The sequence below is a fragment of the Agrobacterium sp. CCNWLW32 genome, from assembly GCF_037083425.1.
Lineage (GTDB): Bacteria > Pseudomonadota > Alphaproteobacteria > Rhizobiales > Rhizobiaceae > Agrobacterium > Agrobacterium radiobacter.
The window spans coordinates 19,544-40,398 of record NZ_JBAOJM010000007.1; the positions used below are offsets into that span (position 1 = coordinate 19,544).

At 59.1% G+C, this 20,855-nt stretch carries 12 protein-coding genes; 7 read left to right on the forward strand and 5 right to left on the reverse strand.

Annotation, left to right across the window (positions count from 1 at the left end; translation table 11 throughout):
* The first annotated feature begins 50 nt into the window (after window positions 1-50).
* The 7 genes from V6R85_RS15895 (at window position 51) to V6R85_RS15925 (ending at window position 7,250) form a co-directional block, all read left to right on the forward strand.
* Window positions 51-1,133: a 4-oxalomesaconate tautomerase gene (locus V6R85_RS15895; RefSeq protein ID WP_112295889.1), complete on the forward strand. Its 1,083-nt coding sequence runs from the start codon at window positions 51-53 to the stop codon at window positions 1,131-1,133.
* Between the two features lie 48 nt (window positions 1,134-1,181).
* Window positions 1,182-2,183 (forward strand): ABC transporter substrate-binding protein, encoded by a 1,002-nt coding sequence (locus V6R85_RS15900; RefSeq protein ID WP_003510196.1) that lies wholly within the window; start codon window positions 1,182-1,184, stop codon window positions 2,181-2,183.
* Window positions 2,184-2,246: 63 nt separating this feature from the next.
* Complete coding sequence (locus V6R85_RS15905; protein WP_003510194.1) at window positions 2,247-3,014, forward strand: ABC transporter ATP-binding protein; 768 nt, start codon at window positions 2,247-2,249, stop codon at window positions 3,012-3,014.
* On the forward strand, window positions 3,001-3,777 hold the full coding sequence (locus V6R85_RS15910; protein ID WP_112278065.1) for an ABC transporter permease: 777 nt from the start codon (window positions 3,001-3,003) through the stop codon (window positions 3,775-3,777). Before V6R85_RS15905 ends, V6R85_RS15910 begins: the two co-directional genes overlap by 14 nt.
* Window positions 3,778-3,893: 116 nt before the next feature.
* Window positions 3,894-4,136: a hypothetical protein gene (locus tag V6R85_RS15915; RefSeq protein ID WP_003510191.1), complete on the forward strand. Its 243-nt coding sequence runs from the start codon at window positions 3,894-3,896 to the stop codon at window positions 4,134-4,136.
* Window positions 4,137-4,338: 202 nt separating this feature from the next.
* Entirely contained in the window at window positions 4,339-4,914 is a 576-nt protein-coding gene (locus V6R85_RS15920; RefSeq protein ID WP_060723754.1) for a DUF1349 domain-containing protein, read from the forward strand.
* A gap of 392 nt (window positions 4,915-5,306) precedes the next feature.
* A complete protein-coding gene (locus tag V6R85_RS15925) occupies window positions 5,307-7,250 on the forward strand; it encodes a methyl-accepting chemotaxis protein (RefSeq protein WP_112295888.1) in 1,944 nt (647 codons plus the stop codon).
* 209 nt (window positions 7,251-7,459) lie between these two features.
* Here V6R85_RS15925 and V6R85_RS15930 read toward each other — a convergent pair whose 3' ends face one another.
* The 5 genes from V6R85_RS15930 to V6R85_RS15950 form a co-directional block, all read right to left on the reverse strand.
* Complete coding sequence (locus tag V6R85_RS15930) at window positions 7,460-12,652, reverse strand: beta strand repeat-containing protein (RefSeq protein WP_336377079.1); 5,193 nt, start codon at window positions 12,650-12,652, stop codon at window positions 7,460-7,462.
* A 270-nt stretch (window positions 12,653-12,922) separates the two neighbouring features.
* A complete protein-coding gene (gene glf / locus V6R85_RS15935) occupies window positions 12,923-14,080 on the reverse strand; it encodes a UDP-galactopyranose mutase (RefSeq protein WP_003510423.1) in 1,158 nt (385 codons plus the stop codon).
* A gap of 102 nt (window positions 14,081-14,182) precedes the next feature.
* Window positions 14,183-16,228, reverse strand: a complete 2,046-nt coding sequence (locus V6R85_RS15940) for an O-linked N-acetylglucosamine transferase, SPINDLY family protein (protein WP_112295887.1) — start codon at window positions 16,226-16,228, stop codon at window positions 14,183-14,185.
* 220 nt (window positions 16,229-16,448) lie between these two features.
* Complete coding sequence (locus V6R85_RS15945) at window positions 16,449-17,414, reverse strand: glycosyltransferase (protein ID WP_112295886.1); 966 nt, start codon at window positions 17,412-17,414, stop codon at window positions 16,449-16,451.
* 93 nt (window positions 17,415-17,507) lie between these two features.
* Window positions 17,508-20,450 carry a beta strand repeat-containing protein gene (locus V6R85_RS15950; protein ID WP_112295898.1) on the reverse strand — a complete coding sequence of 981 codons (2,943 nt, stop codon included), beginning with the start codon at window positions 20,448-20,450 and terminating at the stop codon, window positions 17,508-17,510.
* Window positions 20,451-20,855: the final 405 nt, after the last annotated feature.

The following is a 20,855-nucleotide window of genomic DNA, read 5'->3' on the forward strand; positions in this document are numbered from 1 at the left end:
TTGCAACAACACGGCGTATTGATCCGCCAAATGCAATATTGAGGCAACCCATGAACGATCTGCTGAAGATACCCTGTGTGCTGATGCGCGGTGGAACGTCGCGTGGACCGTTCTTTCTTGCATCCGATCTTCCGCGTGATCGAGCAGACCGGGACGCGGCCCTTCTTTCCATCATGGGGTCGGGCCATCCGTTGCAGATCGACGGCATTGGCGGAGGCAATCCGGTCACCTCCAAAGTTGCGATTATCGGACCTTCCACGGTTAGGGGCGCCGACATCGATTATCTGTTCGCACAGGTTCGGACCGACAGGCAGTATGTCGATTATTCGCCAAACTGCGGAAACATGCTGGCCGCCGTCGGCCCCTTCGCCATCGAAGCGGGGCTTGTCGAAGCGCAGGGCAACGATACTCTTGTGAGAATTCATAACGTGAATACCGGCAAGCTGATCGAGGCGAAGGTACCGACACGCGGCCGCGAGGTTATTTATCTCGGCGACGCCTCGATCGACGGTGTTCCGGGTCTGGCGGCGCCCATCGCATTGACATTCATGGATGCGGCGGGTGCGAAAACCGGCAAGCTGCTGCCCACCGGAAAGCCGGTTGACGTGATCGATGGCGTCAACGTGACGGCCATAGACTGCGCCATTCCGATGGTTCTCATCCGCGCAGCCGATCTCGGCATGACGGGTTACGAGGATCCGCAAACCCTGAGCGCCCACAAGGATCTCATCGAACGGATGACCCGCATCCGCATTGAGGCCGGAACGTTGATGGGAATGGGCGATGTGAAAGACATGGTCATTCCGAAACCGGTGCTCGTTGCGTCGGCCCGCAGAGGCGGCACTCTCTCGGTACGGTATTTCATGCCCAACGAGTGTCATCCCGCACTGGCGACGACCGGTGCTGTTGGCATCGCAACGGCGGCTGTCACCAAAGGCTCCGTCGCATATGATGTGGCCGGAGGCCTTTCGGTGCCCACCCAGATCCGCATCGAACATCCCGCCGGCTGCCTCGACGTGCAGCTGGAAATGCGAAACGGCGCAATAACGGCCGGACTTGTAAGGACGGCGCGCAGGCTTTTCGAAGGCTTTGCCTTCGCCAAACCAACCGCTGCGATTGAAGACGCAGCCTAGACGCGGCCATAGTGGCGCAAAATATAGTTAAACCGGGAGGAGACCCTTATGCGTAAATATCTGCTTGCAACCGCCGCGCTCTGTGCGCTGGCGGCATCTGCCAATGCCGAATCCGTCAGGATGAGCGTTGGCTCGTACAACCTCAACAACCTGCCTTTCCCCGTGGCCGCCAGTCTAGGCTTCTACAAGGAGGAAGGCCTTGATGTAACGACCGAGAACTTTGCCCAGGGCGGCTCTAAGGTGCTTCAGGCTCTGGTTGCCGGTTCCACCGACGTTGCCGTGGGTTTCTACGATCATACGATCCAGATGCAGTCGCAGAACAAGCACGTGGTCGGCTTCGTGCAGCTTGCCCGTAACTCAGGTCTGGTTCTCGCCGGCAAGAACGACACCGATTTCGATCCGGCCAAGCCCGAGACGATCAAGGGCAAGAAGGTCGGCATCACATCGCCCGGCTCCTCTTCGGACTTCTTCATTCGCTACTACATGAAGCAGCATAATCTCAGCGACAACGACATTTCCATCATCGGTGTCGGTTCGGGCGCTGCGGCCGTTGCAGCCCTGCAGCAGGGCAAGATCGATCTGCTCGTCAATTACGACCCTGCCGCGACCATCGTCGTGGAGCGTGGGCTGGGCAAGATCCTCATCGATGCCCGTAGTGATCAGGGCGCCAAGGATGTCTACGGCGGCATCTATCCGACATCAGTTCTCTACGCGACGCAGGATTATATCAACGCCAATCCCGAAGTGATCCAGAAGGTCACCAATGCAACGGTTCGGGCTCTGCACTGGATGAAGCAGCATTCTGCGGAAGAAATCGTCGCAAAGCTTCCCGATGATTTCGTGTCCGGCGACAAGCAGACTTACATCAAGGCAGTTGAAGCGGCCAAGGCGATCTTCTCCGAAGATGGCAAGTTTGAGCCTGCCGATCTCGAAACGCCGCTGGCCGTCCTGAAAAGCTTCAACGATGCGGTCGCAAAGGCGACAATCGACCTCAACACCACCTACACCAACAAGTTCGTCGAGGCCGCGGCCTCGAAGGCCGCAAACTGAGAGGCCGCCATGTCTTCGCCAGCCAGAAAGCTAGAACCCGTGACGGAACTCAAACCCCAGCCGATGGTGGCAATCGACGACGTGACCATGGCGTTCGGTTCGTTTGTTGCCGTGCAAAACGTAAATCTCAAGGTCGGCGATGGCGAGTTTCTCTCCATCGTTGGGCCGACGGGATGCGGAAAGTCCACCATTCTCAACGCCATCGCGGGCCTGTTGAAGCCAGCGCAGGGCAAGGTTTCCATCGACGGTTCGCTCGTCAAGGGCGTACAGAACAACATCGGATATCTGTTCCAGCAGGACGCGCTTCTTCCCTGGAAGACCGCGTTTCAGAATGTCGAGCTTGGCTTGATGTTCCGCGGCGTTCCCGAAAATGAGCGGCGCGCCAAGGTTCAGGCCTGGCTTGAGAAGGTTGGCCTGAAGGGTTTCGGAGACCGTTTTCCGCACCAGCTCTCCGGTGGACAGCGCAAACGCGTGCAGATGGCGCAGGCGCTCATTACCGAGCCGAAGGTCATCCTGATGGATGAACCCTTCTCCGCATTGGATATTCATACCCGCCACCTCATGCAGAACGAATTGCTGCGCCTGTGGCAGGAGGATCGCCGTGCGGTGGTGATGATCACCCATGATCTGGAAGAGGCGATTGCGCTCGGAGACCGGGTTGTCGTTCTCGCTGCAGGCCCGAAAAGCCGAGTCATCGAGAGTTTCCCTGTCGATCTTGAACGGCCCCGCAACGTTGCGGAAATCAAACTCGATCCAAAATTCATGACGCTCTATCGCGATATATGGGCGTCCCTGCGTGGCGAAGTGGAGAAAAGCTATGCAAGCCGTTAATGTTCGTATCATCCAGATCGTTCTTCTGGTCGTGCTTTTGGGCGGGTGGCAGCTCGGTGTCACCTCGGGCGCCATCGACCGCTTCTTCTTTCCCGCGCCCTATGACATCGTCAAACAGGTGATTGACTGGGTTGCCGATGCCGGTTTTTACAAGCATGTCGGCATCACGCTGAGCGAAACGGTGCTTGGCTATCTCATCGGAACAGGTCTCGGCGTCGGCGCCGGCGTCTGGCTGGGCCTCAGCCCCTTCGTCGCCCGGGTGCTTGATCCGTTCATCAAGGCCGTGAATGCCATTCCGCGTGTCGTTCTGGCCCCGATCTTCGTGCTCTGGCTCGGTCTTGGCCTGTGGTCGAAGGTTGCGCTTGCGGTTACGCTCGTCTTCTTCGTCACGTTCTTCAACGCCATGCAGGGCGTGCGCGAAGTGAACCCGGTCGTGCTTTCCAATACCCGCATTCTTGGTGCGAAGCGCTCGGATCTGCTGCGTCATGTCTATTTCCCGGCGGCGGCGAGCTGGATCTTATCGTCGCTGCGCACTTCCGTCGGATTTGCGGTGGTCGGCGCAATCATCGGCGAATATCTGGGAGCTTCCGCTGGCCTCGGTTACCTGATCGCCCGCTCGGAAGGAAACTTCGATGCGGTCGGTGTTTTTGCGGGCATCATCATCCTCGCGGTCTTTGTTCTTATTATTGACCTCATTCTGGATTTTGCGGAGAAGAGGTTGATTACCTGGCGACCGAATGCAGGCGAGGAGCGTCCTGCGTAAGCGGACTGAAACAGGAATATTCCGTCGGGGGCGGTCCTTGATCGCCCCTTTTAAATGCCTGAGCCTTGCACGCAAAATAGGGCGTTCAAATCCTTCCATCCGCTAGACCAATTGCGATGCTGGACATCTATTGCGCCGATTTCGACACCGCCTTCATGCCGCCGGACTCGGGCTGCCTCGAACTCGCCGGCTCCATCGATCTTGATGCGCACCGTTTGCTTGCGGCCCTGTTCGACAAGGGCCGGCAGGCTTGCGCGGACCTCAGCTACTTCGACGACGCGCTGCTTGAACCCGCGCAGGTCGCGATATTGCTGAACATCCTCCTGATAAACGAATATGTTCTGAAAGGTAACGCGTGAAGGCAGATGGCGAGCTCTCTTCTGGCTTGCCTTTGGCGAGATGCTCCTATTGGCCGGGGGCTTTACGCTGCTTTTGCTTGTGCTGCTGGTGCCTTCGCGGCTTCTAAGCTTCCCAATCGCAGGTGCATGTGTGCTGGCCAGCCTGCCTCTCTCGACGTATAACTCCACCGATTCCGTCGTATGAACGAAGCTAGGGATACCCATGTTCGAGAGGTGTGTTTGGCATAATGAGCCGCAGCAATGGTCGCTCGATAACCAGGTCCTCCACGTCACCACTGATAAAGGCTCCGATTTCTGGCGTGAGACCTATTATGGCTTTACGCGCGATAGCGGGCACTTCTTCGGAATGGAATGGCAGGGGGATTTCACCGCTTCATTGCGGATCCATGGACGTTATGAGGAACTGTACGATCAGGCAGGGATCATGGTCCGGATTGATGAGTCACACTGGATCAAGGCGGGTATCGAATTGTCGGACGGTGTTGCCTGCATCGGCAATGTGCTGACTCTGGGGCGCTCGGACTGGTCCACAACTGCCTACGCAGGCGACGCGTCTGATCTGTATCTGCGCGTCACCGTTGCGGATGGCGTGCTGCGCGTTCAAACATCCGCTGATGGAATCCGCTGGCCTCTTCTAAAACTTTGCCCGTTTCCAAAATCGCAATTTTATCAGGTCGGGCCCATGTGCTGCACACCGGAGCGCGAGGGCCTGGAGGTCAGGTTTTCCGAGTTCCGTGTTGGACCTCCGCTCGGCAAAGCCCTTCATGACCTGACGTGAGAAATATCCGAAAAATCATCCGTTGCGGGGCAGAGCCACCGCGATGTCGGTCAGCTTTGCGGCGTCGGTTTCCGGCATAGCCGCAGAGGCCGCCGCTACACGTGAAAATGATGCCTGAACGGGTTTGCGGTGCAGCGGATTGTCAGCAATTGCATAGTCCGGGTAACACTTCATTTAGTGATTTTGTGAAATCTAAAATACGCAGGTTCCAAGGTTTCATCGGCGGAGCCGGTAGAACAAGTGAAGCCTCCTCGGCCTGCCTGGCGGCGGTTCGAAAATGGCGCTCGCTTGTCGCCCTATGAGGAGGGGCAACAGCTACCCGCGATGTTTCATCATATATTCCCCGGCCTCCCGCGAGGGCGGCTGGAGGAGTGCTTGCCTTGAGGCCATTCATGTCTTTCCTGAAGAATACCAAGATAAAAACGAAGGTCGTTTTTGTCATCTCGCTGATGAGCCTGATGTCGCTTTCCGGAATAAGCTACGTCAGCCTGCAATATCAAAAAACCGACAACGTCTATAGCGACTTCATCGGCCATGAGGCCCTTGCTGCGGTTCTGAACGCCAGAACCAGCGGAAACCTCAATGCGCTCGGCATGCAGATGCTTCGCGCCAGCCTTAACGAGCCGGCCAGCGGCGATTTCGAAGCTGCCGTCAAAACCTTTAGAGCCGACCGTAAGCAACTCGAGGAACGCCAGAACAAGATCATGGAGCTGGTGCCGGCGCGCACGGAAGCCGCCCGCGATATCCTCAAGGGTGTTGTCGAAGTCGAAGAGATCGGTAATCAGGTCATCGCCCTCATGCAGGCAGGGCAACGCGCCGAAGCGCAGCAGATGGCGCTTAACGTGCTTCGAAAAATTGCCGAAGTCTCGCCGAAGATCAGTGCCGGCAATGAGCAGCTCATCCAGGTCATGAATGAGGGGAGAGAGCGTCTTACAGCCAGCACCAATACGACGATCTGGACGGGTTTGATTACGCTCGCGCTCGTTTCTCTGGCTGTGATCGCACTTGGCCTGCTTGTTTCCTCCCGAGGCATCACCACCCCGATTGCGCGGCTTCGTGCACGCATGGAATCGCTGGCGGCGGGTGATACGGCGAGCGAAATCGCCGGAATGGATCGCAGGGATGAAGTTGGCCAGATGGCCGCCGCCGTTCAGGCATTTCGCGAAGGCGCAATCGAGCGCCTCCGGCTTGAGAATGAAACGGAGGCCAACCGGTCGACTTCGGAAAAGGACCGGATCGAGCGCGAGAAACAGAAGGCCAGGGAAGCTGCCGATGTACAGTTTGCCGTCGACAATCTTGCCACAGCCCTTTCGAAGATCGCCCAGGGCGACGTCACTTACCGGATCGTTGAGCCATTCGTCTCCGGCCTTGACGGTATCCGTGGTGATTTCAACCGGGCTGCGGAGCAGTTGCAGTCGACCTTGAGCCAGGTGGCGCAGAACGCACGCGGCATCGATGCCGGCGCCAACGAGATCAGGTCTGCGGCAGACGATCTGGCGAGACGCACGGAGCAGCAGGCTGCCGCCGTCGAAGAGACTGCGGCTGCGCTGGAAGAGATCACCACGACGGTGAAAGACGCCACGAAACGGGCGCAGGAAGCGGGTCACCTCGTCGGCCGCGCAAAAGTCGGCGCTGAAAAGTCCGGAGAGGTGGTGCAGCAGGCCGTTGCGGCAATGGAGCAGATCGCGACATCCGCCAATGAGATTTCCAATATCATCGGCGTGATCGACGAGATCGCGTTCCAGACCAACCTTCTGGCGCTGAATGCGGGCGTTGAAGCAGCCCGTGCGGGAGAGGCGGGCAAAGGCTTTGCCGTTGTCGCGCAGGAGGTTCGCGAACTGGCGCAGCGCTCCGCCGGCGCCGCCAAGGAGATCAAGAACCTGATCACGACATCGAACGGGCAGGTTCAGCAGGGTGTACAGCTGGTTGGCGAAACCGGCAGGGCGCTGGAACTGATCGTGACGGAGGTGAAGGAAATCAACCGGCACGTTGCGGCCATCGCGGAATCGGCGCAGGAGCAATCCTCAGGTCTTCAGCAGATCAATACGGCCGTGAACCAGATGGATCAGGACACCCAGAAGAACGCCGCCATGGTGGAAGAAAGCACTGCCGCCAGCCACGGCCTTGCGCGCGAGGCGTCTTCGCTGAACGGGCTCATCGCCCAGTTCAAACTGTCGGAAGGTTCGTTCAGCGAGGCCGCTGCGCCAGTGCGTTCGGCTTCACCTGCCGACAGGCCCGCTCGTTCTCCCGCCCGCGCCCTGGGCGGCAGGATCAAGGCTGCGTTTTCCGGCAATGCGGCACTGAATACCGCGGCGGATAATTGGGAGGAGTTTTGATCCCTGTCCCGCTCTTATGCCGGCCTCAGCTGAGGGACTAAAAGCACCGCTTTGAACATTGGCACCGGGGATCGGAGGTTTTGGAACCTGATCCCCGGTGTTCTGCTTTTGGGCGACATGAGCCCGGAACTGCCATCCATCTATGCGCTTGCATGGTGGTCAAGCCGGCTGGGGCTTCACCGGTTTTCAGGTCTGCTCACGAGCGAAAGTCAGACGTCCAGGTAGGACAAAATGGTTGCAGCGACGTCAGACGCCTCCTGCGTCTCACTCGAAGCGTTCGCTGATGTGTCGGTCCCGGCCGCACTGTCCGGGGTCGCAGCCTGCTGCTCGGTGGTTGAGATGAAGGAGGCGATATCCTGCACGGAGCTGTTTGTGGGCTTTGCGCTATTTAATGCCGTAACCTGCGCCGAGGTCATGGCGGCGATCTGACCTGGCGTGAAGGCGGCCGCCTGGGATGTTGTCAAGGCAGCGAGCGTACCGGTGCTCAATCCCGAGATCGCGCTCGAACTCAAGCTAATGATCTGCTCGGTGGAAAATGTTGTGAGGTCGTCGCCGCCAAGCGCGGCTGCCTGCATCGCATTGAGGGCGCTGACCTGGGACAGTGACAGCGCTCCGATTTGCGCAGATCCCATTGCCGCCATCTGGCCGTAGCTCAGCGAGGCCACCTGGCTTGTCGTCAAGGCGGCGATCTCCTGAGGCGACAGGGACGCTACAACGGCGGTGGACAACCCCCTGATCGCCGTCGAATTGATGGCAGCAAGCTCGCCGGTCGAGAATGTTGCCAGATCTTCAGTCGTCAACCCCGCAAGTCCGGCCGAACTTAATGCGGTGATCTGGCTTGTAGAGAGTGCTTCGATCTGATCCCTGCCAAGGGCGTTGATCTGATCGCCAGTCAATCCGGCGACGCCAGCCGTACTGAGGGCTGCGACCTCAGCGGTGGAAAGAGCGGCGATAAAGCCCGTGGACAGTCCCTTTATCGCGCTTGAGCCGATCGCGGCGAGTTCTTCTGTCGAGAAGGTTTCCAGCATCTCCGCAGACAGGCCCTTGAGTGCATCCGAATTCAACGATGCGATCTGACGGGTGGATAATGCCTGAACCTGTTCAATGCTCAACGCGCCGGTCTGCGCGCTGCCAAGGCCTGCGATCGCCTTGGCGTCCAGAGCAGCTATCTGGTTTACGGAAAGGGAGGCGATGTCGGCCGTATCCAAAGCCGCAACCTGTTTGGAGGTGAGGGCGGCGATCTGGGCATTGGTCAGCGCGTTCACCTGACCGGTGCCGAGGGCGGCGATCTGGTCCGTGGTCAGGCCCGGCATTGCCGCCGCACCCAAGGCTGCGATCTGAGCTGTCGTCAGCGAAGCGATCATTGCTGCCGACAGGCCCGAGACCGCACTCGAGCTGATGGCAGCCAGCTCAGCGGCGGTGAATGTATCGAGATCATCGGCGCCAAGGGCCGCAATCTGTTTCGAACCGAGAGCACCGATCTGAGCGCTGGTGAAGGCCTCGACCTGAGCGGTGTTGAGGGCCGTGATCTGATCAGCGGTCAGGCCTGCCGCGCCCGCCGTGCTGAGGGCCACGATCTGGGCTGCTGAAAGCGAGGCGATGCCGGCTACGCTGAGAGCCGCAACCTGCTTGGAGGTGAGGGCGCCGACCTGGGCGCTGGTGAGGGCCTCGACCTGGGTGATGCTGAGCGCCGCGATCTGGTCGGTGGTCAGGCCGGGTAGCGCCGCCGTGCCCAGGGCCGCGATCTGAGCTGTCGTCAGCGAAGCGATTGCAGCCGTCGACAGGCCCGAGATTGCACTCGAGCTGATGGCAGCCAGTTCGGCGGCGGTGAATGTATCAAGATCATCGGCGCTAAGCGCCGCAATCTGTTTTGCGCTGAGAGCACCGATCTGAGCACTGGTGAGGGCCTCGACCTGAGCGGTGTTGAGGGCCGCGATCTGGTCAGTGGTCAGGCCGGCTATACCCGCGGTGCTGAGCGCGGCTATCTGGGTTGCCGAAAGCGAGGCGATGCTGGCCACGCTGAGAGCCGCAACCTGTTTGGAGGTGAGGGCACCCACCTGGGTACTCATCAGGGCGTCCACCTGATCACTGGTCAGGACGGCGACCTGTCCGGTGTTCAGTCCACCAATGCCGGCCGTGCTCAACGCTGCGATCTGAGCCGTGGTCATCGACGCCACGGTTTCCGCTGACAGACCTGGGACGGCATTCGAACTGATCGCCGCGATGTCCTTGGTCGAGAACGTTGCTATGTCATCCGTACTCAAGACTGCAATCTGTTTCGAGCTGAGAGCACCGACCTGGATATCGGTCAGGGCCTCGACCTGCGTGGTGTCGAGGGCCGCGATCTGATCAGTGGTCAGGCCCGTTATACCGCCGGTGCTGAGGGCGGCGATCTGGGCCGCCGAAAGCGAGGCAATGTCAGCCACGCTGAGAGCCGCAACCTGTTTGGAGGTGAGCGCAGCAATCTGGGTATTGGTCAGAACGTCCACCTGATCGCCAGTCAAGGCGGCGACCTGTCCCGTGCTCAGCGCGCCGATGCCGGCCGTACTCAGCGCGGCGATCTGCGCTGTTGTCAGCGACGCTATGGTTTGCGTTGACAGGCCCGGGACCGCATTCGAACTGAGCGCGGCAATGTCTCTGGTCGAGAACGTTGCGATATCGTCTGCGCCCAGGGCCGCTACCTGCGTCGAGCTGAGTGCGCCGACCTGGGCGCTGGTCAAGGCCTCGACCTGAGCGGTACTCAAGGCGGCGACCTGCCCGGTGCTCAGTGCGCCAATGCCCGCCGTGCTCAGCGCTGCAATCTGGGCTGTCGTCAGCGACGCCATGGTTTCCGTTGATAAACCCGCGACCGCATTCGGACTGATCGCGGCGATGTCCTTGGTCGAGAATGTTGCAATGTCGTCCGCGCTCAAGGCCGCTATCTGTTTGGAGCTGAGAGCGCTGACCTGGGCGGTGGTCAAGGCCTCGACCTGGGCGATGCTCAGGGCCGCGATCTGCACGGTGCTCAACGCCGCGATGCTTTGCATATTCAGGGCGGCGATCTGGGCTGTCGTCAGGGAGGCGATGGTCTCCGCCGACAATCCTGAGATCGCACTCGAACTGATCGCGGCAATGTCCTTGGTCGTGAATTTCGCCAGATCGTCCGTTCCCAGCTGTGCAATCTGTGTGGAGCCGAGATTGACGATCTGCGCACTCGTCAGGGCTTCAGCCTGGCTGGTGCTGAGGGTCGCCAGTTGCTGCGAGCTAAGTCCCGCAATGCCCGCAGCGCTCAGGGAGGCAATCTGGGCGGTTGAAAGAGCGGCTATGTCGTCTGTACCAAGGGTGGCGACCTGTGCCGCGCTCAGCCGCCCCATCTGCTTGGTCGACAGTCTGGAAACCTGATCGGTGCTGAGGGCGGCGATCTGGCTGCTCGAAAGTCCGACGATGCCAGAGGTGCTCATTGCCGCGAGCTGGGCCACGGAAAGCGATGCGATATTGTCCGTGCTCAACGCCGCAATCTGTCCCGAGCTGAGAGCTCCGATCTGGACGGTGGTCAAGGCCGAGAACTGATCGATGCTGAGGGCTGCAATCTGATCCGTGGTCAGACCCTTGACGCCCGCAGCACTCAACATGGCTGTTTGGTTGGTGGACAAGGCGGTCACATCGTTGCCCAGGGCGGCGACCTGTGCTGCGCTCAATGCCTTGATCTGCGCGGCGGATAGAAGGCTGACCTGATTGCCGCTCAGGGCTTCGATCTGGTCGGAGGTCAGGCCGGTAATAGCACTGGTGCTCAGGGCACTGATCTGAGCCGTGGTGAGGGCTGCGATAACATCCGTGTTCAGGCCCGGCATGGCTCTGTTGGTGATGGCTGCGATATCGGCGGTCGAGAATGTCGCCAGATCTTCAATGCTCAGGGCCGCAATTTGCGTTGAACTCAGTGACTTCACCTGTGTCGGCGACAGGGCCTCGACCTGGCCGGTGCTCAATGCTTCGACCTGATCGGCCGTCAGGCCGGCGATGGCGCTGGTGGTCAGGGCTGCGATCTGGGCGGTGGTCAGCGCTGCGATTGCGTCCGTGCTGAGGCCGGCCATGGCCTTGCTCGTGATCGCCGCAATATCGGCGGTCGAAAATGTCGCTATGTCCTCCGCGCTCAGAGCCGCAAGTTGTACCGAGTTCAGCAACTTCACCTGTGCCGAGGACAGGGCTTCGACCTGCTGGGTACTAAAGGCTTCGATCTGATCGGCGATCAGGTTTGCGATCACCCCTGTGTTGAGGGCGGCAATCTGAGCGGTTGACAGGGCCTCGATCTGAGCAGCGCTTAGGGCCTGGAATTGCGCGACGCCAAGCGCGTTCATCTGGGCCGTCGTCAATGCGGCGACCTGATCTCTGGTAAGCGCGCCGATCGTCTCCGTGCCCAGACGTGGCATGGCTTTGGCGGTAATCTCCGCGATATCGGCGGTTGAGAATGTCGCTATATCCTCCGCACTCAGGACCACGAATTGTGCTGCACTCAACGATCTCACCTGTGCCGGTGACAGGGCTTCGACCTGGCTCGTGCTTAAGGCGGCGATGTGCGTTGTTTTGAGCGCGGCAATCTGAGCCGTCGTCAATGCGGCGATCTGGGCGGTGCTCAGGCTTTCGATCTGGTCGATTGTCAGACCCGCAATCGCACTTGCATTGAGGGCGGCGATCCGATCAGGGGTAAACTCTGCGATTGCTTCGGTGCTGAGGCCCGGCATGGCTTTGACGGTAATCGCCGCGATGTCGGCGGTGGAGAATGTCGCTATGTCATCTGTGCCGAGGGCCGCGAGTTGCATCGAGCTCAACACCCTGACCTGTGCCGGCGTAAGGGCTTCGGCCTGATCCGGGCTCAGGACCGCGATCTGGTCGGTTGTCAGGCTTGCAACGGCGCTTGTGCTCAGGGCCGCGATTTGATCCGGGGTCAGTCCTGCAATCACTTCCGTGCTCAGGCCCGGCACGGCTCTGTTCGTGATCGCGGCCATATCAGCGGTTGAGAATGTTGCGATATCTTCCGCGCTCAGGGCGGCAATTTGCGTCGCACTGAGGGCGCGCACCTGAGATGAGGTCAAAGCCTCCGCTTGATCGGTCGTCAGGGCCTGAAGCTGGGTGGTGGTGAGCGCAGAAACCTGGCTCGAATTCAGACTTTTAATGGCGTATTGATCGAGAATATTGAGTTGATCCAGCGTCAGGCCAACGATGGCGACCTGCGAAATGGCGCTCAACTGTTGCGAGTTGAGGACTTTGACATCCTCTACATCCAACGCCGCGATCTGAGCCGACGAGAGCGCTTTGATCTGCGTTGTGGAAAGCGACGCCACGTCGTCGGTTGTCCAGGCTGCGACCGCCTCTGTCGAAAGATATCTGATCTGATTGACATTCAGGGAAGAAATGATCGACGTCATGTCTGAAAAATCCTAAAGTCCAAGCTTAACAGGTGGATTTTCCGCCCAAGCCCCCCAAAGGGGCATCGGTTATTCGGGTCCACCATTTTTCAGATGTTGATTACGCAATCGGGCTTGCCTGAACCTGAAGTTGCTACGTCTCAGCCGATCTCCCTTTGCGATACTTGTCTTTAACGCCGCCGGCGAGGGACGTTATGCCGTCGCGGCAAAACGTCGGCGAGCTCCGGTAAAGCCGGCGGGTGTTATGGAGAAGAACGCGACAGATCCGTCTCAGACGGGCGAATGCAGAAATGCCGGCATGGGTGCGCCCTCCGATTGCCTGGCGAGATAGAGGCGGGCGGTATCGAGCGCCTCTCGAATGGTCGCATCCATGTCGAGATAACGATAGGTCCCCAGCCGTCCGACAAAGGTTACCGACGCTTCCCGTTCGGCACGCGCCACATATTCGGCAAGCTGTTCTTTGTCTTCGACCAGCCGGATGGGATAATAGGGAATGTCCTGCGGGCCGCATTCATGGGAGAACTCCCTGTAGCAGACGGAGCCTGCATGTTCCTCCCACGGAGAAAAGTGCTTGTGTTCGGTGATGCGGGTAAAGGGTACCGCAACATCGCCATAGTTCATCACCGCGCAGCCCTGGTAGTCGCCGTCATAGGTGAAGCGTTCGAAGTTCAGCGTCCGGTATGCCAGGCGGCCGAATTCGAAGTCGAAATAACCGTCAAGCGGACCGGAATAGAAAACGTGCCCGGAGGCGGGCGCCTCGGTGCGCTGGAAATGTGTGCCAAGCCTGACGGTGATGTTCGGATGATCGAGGATGCGCTCGATCATGTCCGTATAGCCGGTTTCCGGCATGCCCTGATATTTGTGGAAGAAGTAGTTGTCGTCATAGTTGAAGCGCACCGGTAGGCGCTTCAGGATCGAGGCCGGCAGCTCTGTCGGCGAGCAGCCCCATTGCTTCTCGGTATATCCCTTGAAGAAGGCCTCATAGAGATCGCGGCCGACGAAGCGTAGCGCCTGCTCCTCAAAGGTCTGTGGGTCGGTAATCGACTTGTCGGCCTTTTCCTCGATGAAGGCCCGGGCTTCATCGGGTCGGAAATTCTTGCCGAAAAACTGGTTGATCGTATGCAGATTGACCGGCAGCGAATAGACGCGCTCGCCGCTCGTCGTCTTGACGCGGTTCTTGTAGGGCATGAACGTCTGGAAGCCGTTCACATAGTCCCAGACTTCCTTGTCGTCGGTATGGAAGATATGCGGACCGTAAACATGCACCATGACGCCAGTCTCACTGTCGCGTTCGGTGTGGCAATTGCCGGCAATGTGATCGCGGGCGTCGACGATGTCGACCATATGGCCTGCCAGTGCAAGCTCCCGGCCAATGACTGCGCCGGAAAGCCCGGCGCCCACAATGACAATTCTTTCGTCCGCGAACATTGGTAATCAGTCCTGTTCATACGTCGCCCGGCGGGCGGTCAAGATTTGCATCGAAGAGCTGCCGTGCAGCGCGTGCCCCGGCCGGTCGAGAATAGTCCGCGCTCAGTTGTCCGGTTTCTGCCAGAGGCGACGGTCATAGGGGATTGGCGCATAGTCGTGCCACTGGGTGAGCTTCTTGAGGTAGCGGTTGCGGTAGCTCTGCTCGTCTTCAAACTCTATGTTCTCGAAAACGGCTTCCGCGCCCAGTTCGTAATAGAGATCGAGATTGCTGAGATCCGGCACCGGTGTCTCGCCGCGCTCACATTCGCCCTGCATTTGCCAGAACAGCTCTTCCAGACGTTGCGCCAGAGCGGGAATATCGCGCAATACGCTGGTGTCGCGCTGCCGGGCGATCGATTCTCTAACCTCCAGAAGGCTCTTCCGGTCGCGTTCGAAACCGATGGCGCGTGCGACATAATCTTCCGGCGAAGAACAAATCATTTCCGGAACACCCGCTGCTGTGACGATGCTGCCGCAGAAGCGCGCCGCAAATGTCTTGCCGGGCATGGTGAGGACGGGCAGGCCGGATGTTATCGCATCCGCGGCTGTGGAGTGAGCGCCATAGGGGAACGTATCCAGAAACAGATCGGCGACGCCAATACGGGCAATATGTTGCGGGTTCGGGACCTTCGGCGCAAATACGAGCCGTTCCGGTGCGATGCCACTTTTTTCTGCGATGCCTTGCAGGTGCTGATTGACATCTTCATCGCCCGCCAGCAACCACAACAGGCTGCCGGGCGTTTCAGACAGGATCGTCATCCATCGCGCAAAGCAGCTTTCGGTAATCTTCTGCATGCCATTGAAGCTGGCATAAACGAATGCATCCTCCGGCAGTCCGACCTCGGCCCGGCTTGGCCGGGCGGCGATTGGGCGCTTGCGATCAAGCGGCTGGTCACACGCGATGCGCAGGACTTTTTCGGAGTAATAGATGTCGTTCTCCGGCGGGATCATGTAGCCGTCGGAGATCAGATAATGATGGAAGGGGCTTCCCATCGATCCGGGATAGCCGCAGAAACTGACGATAACAGGCGAGGGACGATAGGCGAAAATCTTCGTGCGAGCGTCCTTGGTGTAGCCATTCACGTCGATCAGGATATCAATGTCGTCGGAAATGATCTGCGATGCCGCCGCGGCATCGTCGAGGCCATGGATATCCCGCCAGCAATGAACCGCCGCCTTGATCCGCTCCTGCGTGCTGTCAGTGTTGCGGACGTTACCGCAATAATAGGCGAAAACCTCAAGGCTGTTCTTGTCATGCAACTCCAGAACCTCGCAAAGAGCGAAGCCCACGGCATGGTCGCGAAGATCCGACGAGAGGTAGCCGACGCGCAGCCGCTCACCGGTCCCGGACTTCTGCTTCGGTGATCTGCGCGGAAAACGGCTGAGGTCCGGGCGCGTGCCGACCACCGTTTTGCTATAGCGATATGCCTTGGCCAGCTGGAACATCGGATCGTCGGCGTAACAGCTCAGCGTCAGCGACGACATGGCGTCGAGCATCTTGCGGGCAGGGACGTGGTTCGAGGGCGCAAGCACCGGCCATTTGCACTGCCGCTGCCGCAATGACACCCAGTGCTGGCCTGCTTCCGGCAATTCCGGCCGCAACTCGAACGCCTGCAGCAAGGCGGTCTCAGCGTCATCAAGCTTTCCAGCGCCTTCGAGGACCCGGCCGATGTTCTGCAGGGCCATATGCCGATGGCCCACCGCTTCGGCGTCGAGATGTTTCGTTGTCTCGGCATAATGCGACCACTGTTCCACAGCCTGGCCGATCAATCCGCTATCTTCAAGGACACGGCCGAGATTGATGTGGCCGGGAGCGAATTGCGGATTGGCCTTCAAACAGGCGCGGAATGCCTGTACGGCGCCCGCGCGGTCGCCGAGCTGGCTGAGCGCGACGGCATAGTTGAAATAGGCAAGATGAATGACGGGATTGTTGTCGTTGAATGCGACCCAGGTCTTGTAGAGTTCCACAGCAGCGGCTCGTTGGCCGGCGGCATTGAGCGCCTCGGTCACGCTCAGCAGATCCATGAGACTTAACCGTTGGTTCCGCGCAAGATCAAGTGCGCTGGGAGCGGTGTCGTCATTTGAAGGAGAGACGTGGTTGGCGGTCATGACATCCTGCGGCAAGGCGACAAAGGGTCGAAGATAAAAACGGCCTGTTGATGGGCCGTATTTAGCTATCGCAGGTAACTTGCCTGTGGCTGGATGTGTTTGAGGCGGGGTTGCGTGTCCAGATCAGCCGGCGGCCCGGCGGGGCGAAGGTTTCTCCCAGTCAGGCGCCGGCTTCTGAGGCGTTGATGCTGTCGTGCTGCAATAAGGATCGCTCACATGTCTAGCGACGGGAATGTTTCATCCTGTAGCTCGCCAGAGCGATTGACGGGTTTATCCTATAGACACTGTCGAAGTCTTCGTCTGTGAAGTATTGGTATGAATGTGCGACATATTCCCGGAAAAGACCGTGCAGGTCCTCCCGCATCTGCTTGGCCGCCCATTCCAGCAGACCTGCCTTGAAGACGATGAAGATCGGGTAATATTTTGCCCTGAAGATCGGATTTTCCAGGAAAAGCTTTTCGGTGTCTTTCAGCGCCGCGAACATTTCAAGTCGGCGCTCGTCGAAAGTGCTCGTATGCTGCTCCCGTCCCGGGATGAGGCGATGTGTTGTCAGGCTGCTGTTAATGGCCAGAAAGCGCCCGGCATTCATATAGGCCGCCCAATGCGGCAGGATGTCTTCGTTGATCCGCGCCGTGGAGAAGCGCCATTTCGTCTGGTGAATGAAAGATGTCCGCAGTATCTTGTTCCACGGGTAGTTGATCGTCACCAGGAATTGCGCGGTCGAGTCGAGATCGATCATGGCGCTGTCGCGACTACCGAGGACGCTATCCCAGATATTCTTGTCGATAGGCGCCATTTCGCCAGGAGCGCCACCGGCCGTTCTCAGCACGCTATATCTGAATGCCGCGACATCGATATTCGTCTCGTCCATCAGGGGCAGAACGGTATCGACGGCTCCCCCATGCAGGAGGTCGTCAGCATCGTGAAACAGGCAATATTCGCTGTCGATTGTCGCCAGCGCCCTGTTGCGGGCGACGCCCGGGCCGGTGTTCGTCTCGCTGCGCATCAGCCTTATATTGGCGTGCCGCGCCATGTATTGCTCAACGATGTCGCAGGTATTGTCGGCGGAGGCATCGTCGACAACGACGATATCCATTTCGGTTTCATTACGCAGAACACTGTCGAGTGTCTCGGCGATAAGACTGGCCATGTTGAAGGCCGGAATGATGATGGATATTTTTGCCATGACAGAGACTGAATGTCCTTCTGGGGCATTCTGCAATTAAAATGTTACGACGCGGCCCTGAGCCGCGTCGTAGGTTTTCTGGTCGTTTAAGTCTTATACTGCCTTGTAGGCTTTGATGACCGCCTCGACCTGTGCATCGTTCATGACCTTGAGCTGCTGGGGCGAGAGAGCGCCGGCCTGGGCGCTGTTCAGACCACCAATGGCAGCTGTGGAGAGACCGGCGACGGCATTTGCGCTGATCGCTTTGATTTCATCGGTCGAGAAGAGTGCCAGTTCGCTGCTGTTCAGGGTCGCGATCTGTGCGGAGCTGAGGCCGGAAACCTGATCGGAGTTGAGGGCCTTGATCTGGTCGGTCGACAGGGCCGCGAACTGTGCCGAAGAGAGCGCTGAGGCCTGTGCTTTGCTCAGGGCGGCGACGTTATCGGTGCTCAGCTTGCTGGCATCGAGGCCTGCGAGTGCCTTGGTGCTGATGGCCTTGACCTCGTCGGTCGAGAAGGTGGCAAGGCTATCAGAGGACAGGGCGCCAAGCTGTGCCGAAGACAGGCCAGCGATCTGCGTCTTTGTCAGTGCCGCGGCGTTTGCGGTGCCGAGGCCCGCGAGCGCCGCCGCGGAAAGACCGGCGATGGCATTTGCGCTGATCGCTTTGATCTCATCGGTCGAGAAGAGTGCCAGTTCGCTGCTGCTCAGGGTCGCAACCTGGGCGGAGCTGAGACCGGCGACCTGATCGGAGCCGAGGGCCGTGATCTGATCGGTCGAGAGAGCTGCGAACTGCGCCGTGGAAAGTGCTGCGGCCTGTGTTCTGCTCAGGGCGGCGATGTTACCGGTGCTCAGCTTGCTGACGTCGAGGCCTGCCAGTGCCTTGGTGCTGATGGCTTTGACCTCATCGGCGGAGAAGGTGGCAAGGCTGTCGGAAGACAGGGCGTTGAGCTGTGTCGAAGACAGGCCGGCGATCTGCGTCTTGGTCAATGCCGCAGCGTTTTCGGTGCCGAGACCGGTCAGGGTAAGACCGGCGATGGCATTGGCGCTGAGAGCCTTGATCTCGTCGGTCGAGAACAGCGCCAGTTCGCTGCTGCTCAGGGTGGCGACCTGTGCGGAGCTGAGGCCGGCAACCTGATCGGAGTTAAGGGCCTTGATCTGATCGGTCGAGAGAGCTGCAAACTGCGCCGAGGACAGTGCCGCTGCCTGCGTTCTGCTCAGGGCGGCGATGTTACCGGTGCTCAGCTTGGTGACGTCGATACCTGCGAGAGCCTTCGTGCTGATGGCCTTGACTTCATCGGCGGAGAAGGTGGCAAGGCTGTCGGAAGACAGGGCGTTCAGCTGTGTCGAAGACAGGCCGGCGATCTGCGTTTTTGTCAGAGCGGCGGCGTTTTCGGTGCCGAGACCAGCCAGGGTAAGACCGGCGATGGCATTGGCGCTGATGGCCTTGATCTCGTCGGTCGAGAAGAGTGCCAGTTCGCTGCTGTTCAGGGTCGCAACCTGGGCGGAGCTGAGACCGGCAACCTGATCGGAGTTGAGGGCCTTGATCTGATCGGTCGAGAGAGCTGCGAACTGTGTCGAGGACAGTGCCGAAATCTGCGTTCTGCTCAGGGCCGCAATGTTGCCGGTGCTCAGCTTGCTGGCATCAAGACCGGCGAGGGCTCTGGTGCTGATGGCCTTGACCTCGTCGGCAGAGAAGGTGGCAAGGTTGTCGGAGGACAGGGCGTTGAGCTGTGCCGAAGACAGGCCAGCGATCTGCGTCTTTGTCAGTGCGGTGGCGTTTTCTGTACCGAGGCCAGCAAGTGCAGCGGCGGAAAGACCGGCGATGGCATTGGCGCTGATAGCCTTGATCTCGTCAGAGGAGAACAATGCCAGTTCGCTGCTGTTCAGGGTGGCGACCTGTGCGGAGCTGAGACCGGCGACCTGATCGGAGGTGAGTGCCTTGATCTGATCGGTCGAGAGAGCTGCGAACTGCGCCGAGGAAAGCGCCGCTGCCTGCGTTCTGCTCAGGGCGGCGATGTTACCGGTGCTCAGCTTGGTGACGTCGATGCCAGCGAGTGCCTTGGTGCTGATGGCCTTGACTTCATCGGCGGAGAAGGTGGCAAGGCTGTCGGAGGACAGGGCGTTCAGCTGTGTCGAAGACAGGCCGGCGATCTGCGTCTTTGTCAGAGCGGCGGCGTTTTCGGTGCCGAGACCAGCCAGGGTAAGACCGGCGATGGCATTGGCGCTGATGGCCTTGATTTCGTCGGTCGAGAACAGAGCCAGTTCGCTGCTGTTCAGGGTGGCAACCTGTGCGGAGCTGAGACCGGCGATCTGATCGGAGTTGAGCGCCTTGATCTGATCGGTCGAGAGAGCTGCGAACTGTGCCGAGGACAGTGCCGAAATCTGCGTTCTGCTCAGGGCGGCGATGTTGCCAGTGCTCAGCTTGGTGACGTCGAGGCCGGCGAGGAGCTTGGTGCTGATGGCCTTGACTTCATCGGCGGAGAAGGTGGCAAGGCTGTCGGAGGACAGGGCGTTCAGCTGCGTCGAAGACAGGGCGGCGATCTGAGACTTTGTCAGAGCGGCGGCGTTTTCGGTGCTGAGGGCAGCAAGTGCAGCCGCAGAAAGGCCGGCAATTGCATTGGCGCTAATGGCCTTGATTTCGTCGGTCGAGAACAGAGCCAGTTCGCTGCTGTTCAGGGTTGCAACCTGTGCGGAGTTGAGACCGGCGACCTGAGCCGAGTTAAGAGCCTTGATCTGGTCGGTTGAGAGGGCGTCGATCTGGCTGGTGTAAAGTGCCGTAACCTGAGACGCCGACAGGCCGCTGATCTGAGCGGAGCTCAGTTTTGCGATCTGGGTCAGGGTCAGTCCCTTAAAGGCGCTTACGGAAATGGCCCGGAGGTCTTCAGAGCTGAAGAGCGCAAGGTTATCTGTGCTCAAAGAAGCGATCTGAGACGACGAGAGGGCCTTGATCTTGGTGCTGTCAAGGGCATTCACGTCTTCAGAGGTTAGGCTGGCAATGGTGGACGTGGAAAGCTTGGAAATCTGCACAGCAGACAGTGAGGAAAGAATCGAAGTCATGAACGTGTCCTTTACCGAATGGCGACTGGTCACGCCTATCTGCCGCCAGACACTGCCCATGATGACAGCGGTCCGACATCCGCAAATAAAGCGAAATTGTGGAGAACATGGCTCATGTGAACCTGCGCTGGAAAGGCATCATGCAATTCGAGCCGGAGAACGGGGCCCGGATTTTCCACGCTAGCTTGTGCGAATGCCGCTTAATAATTTCCGCCGCTTAACATCTTCGCGACGTGCGTGTCATATCAGGCGAACATTTAAAGCCTAGTTAATATTTGGAGGGGGCGCGTTTATTCTTGATGTTTGCGTATCTTAGAGCTTTATAGAGTATAAAATTGCGAATCCAATTACCCAGTCGGTCGGTTTTCACTGCGGGAAACCAGATATGTCCGCGCTCGTATAAGT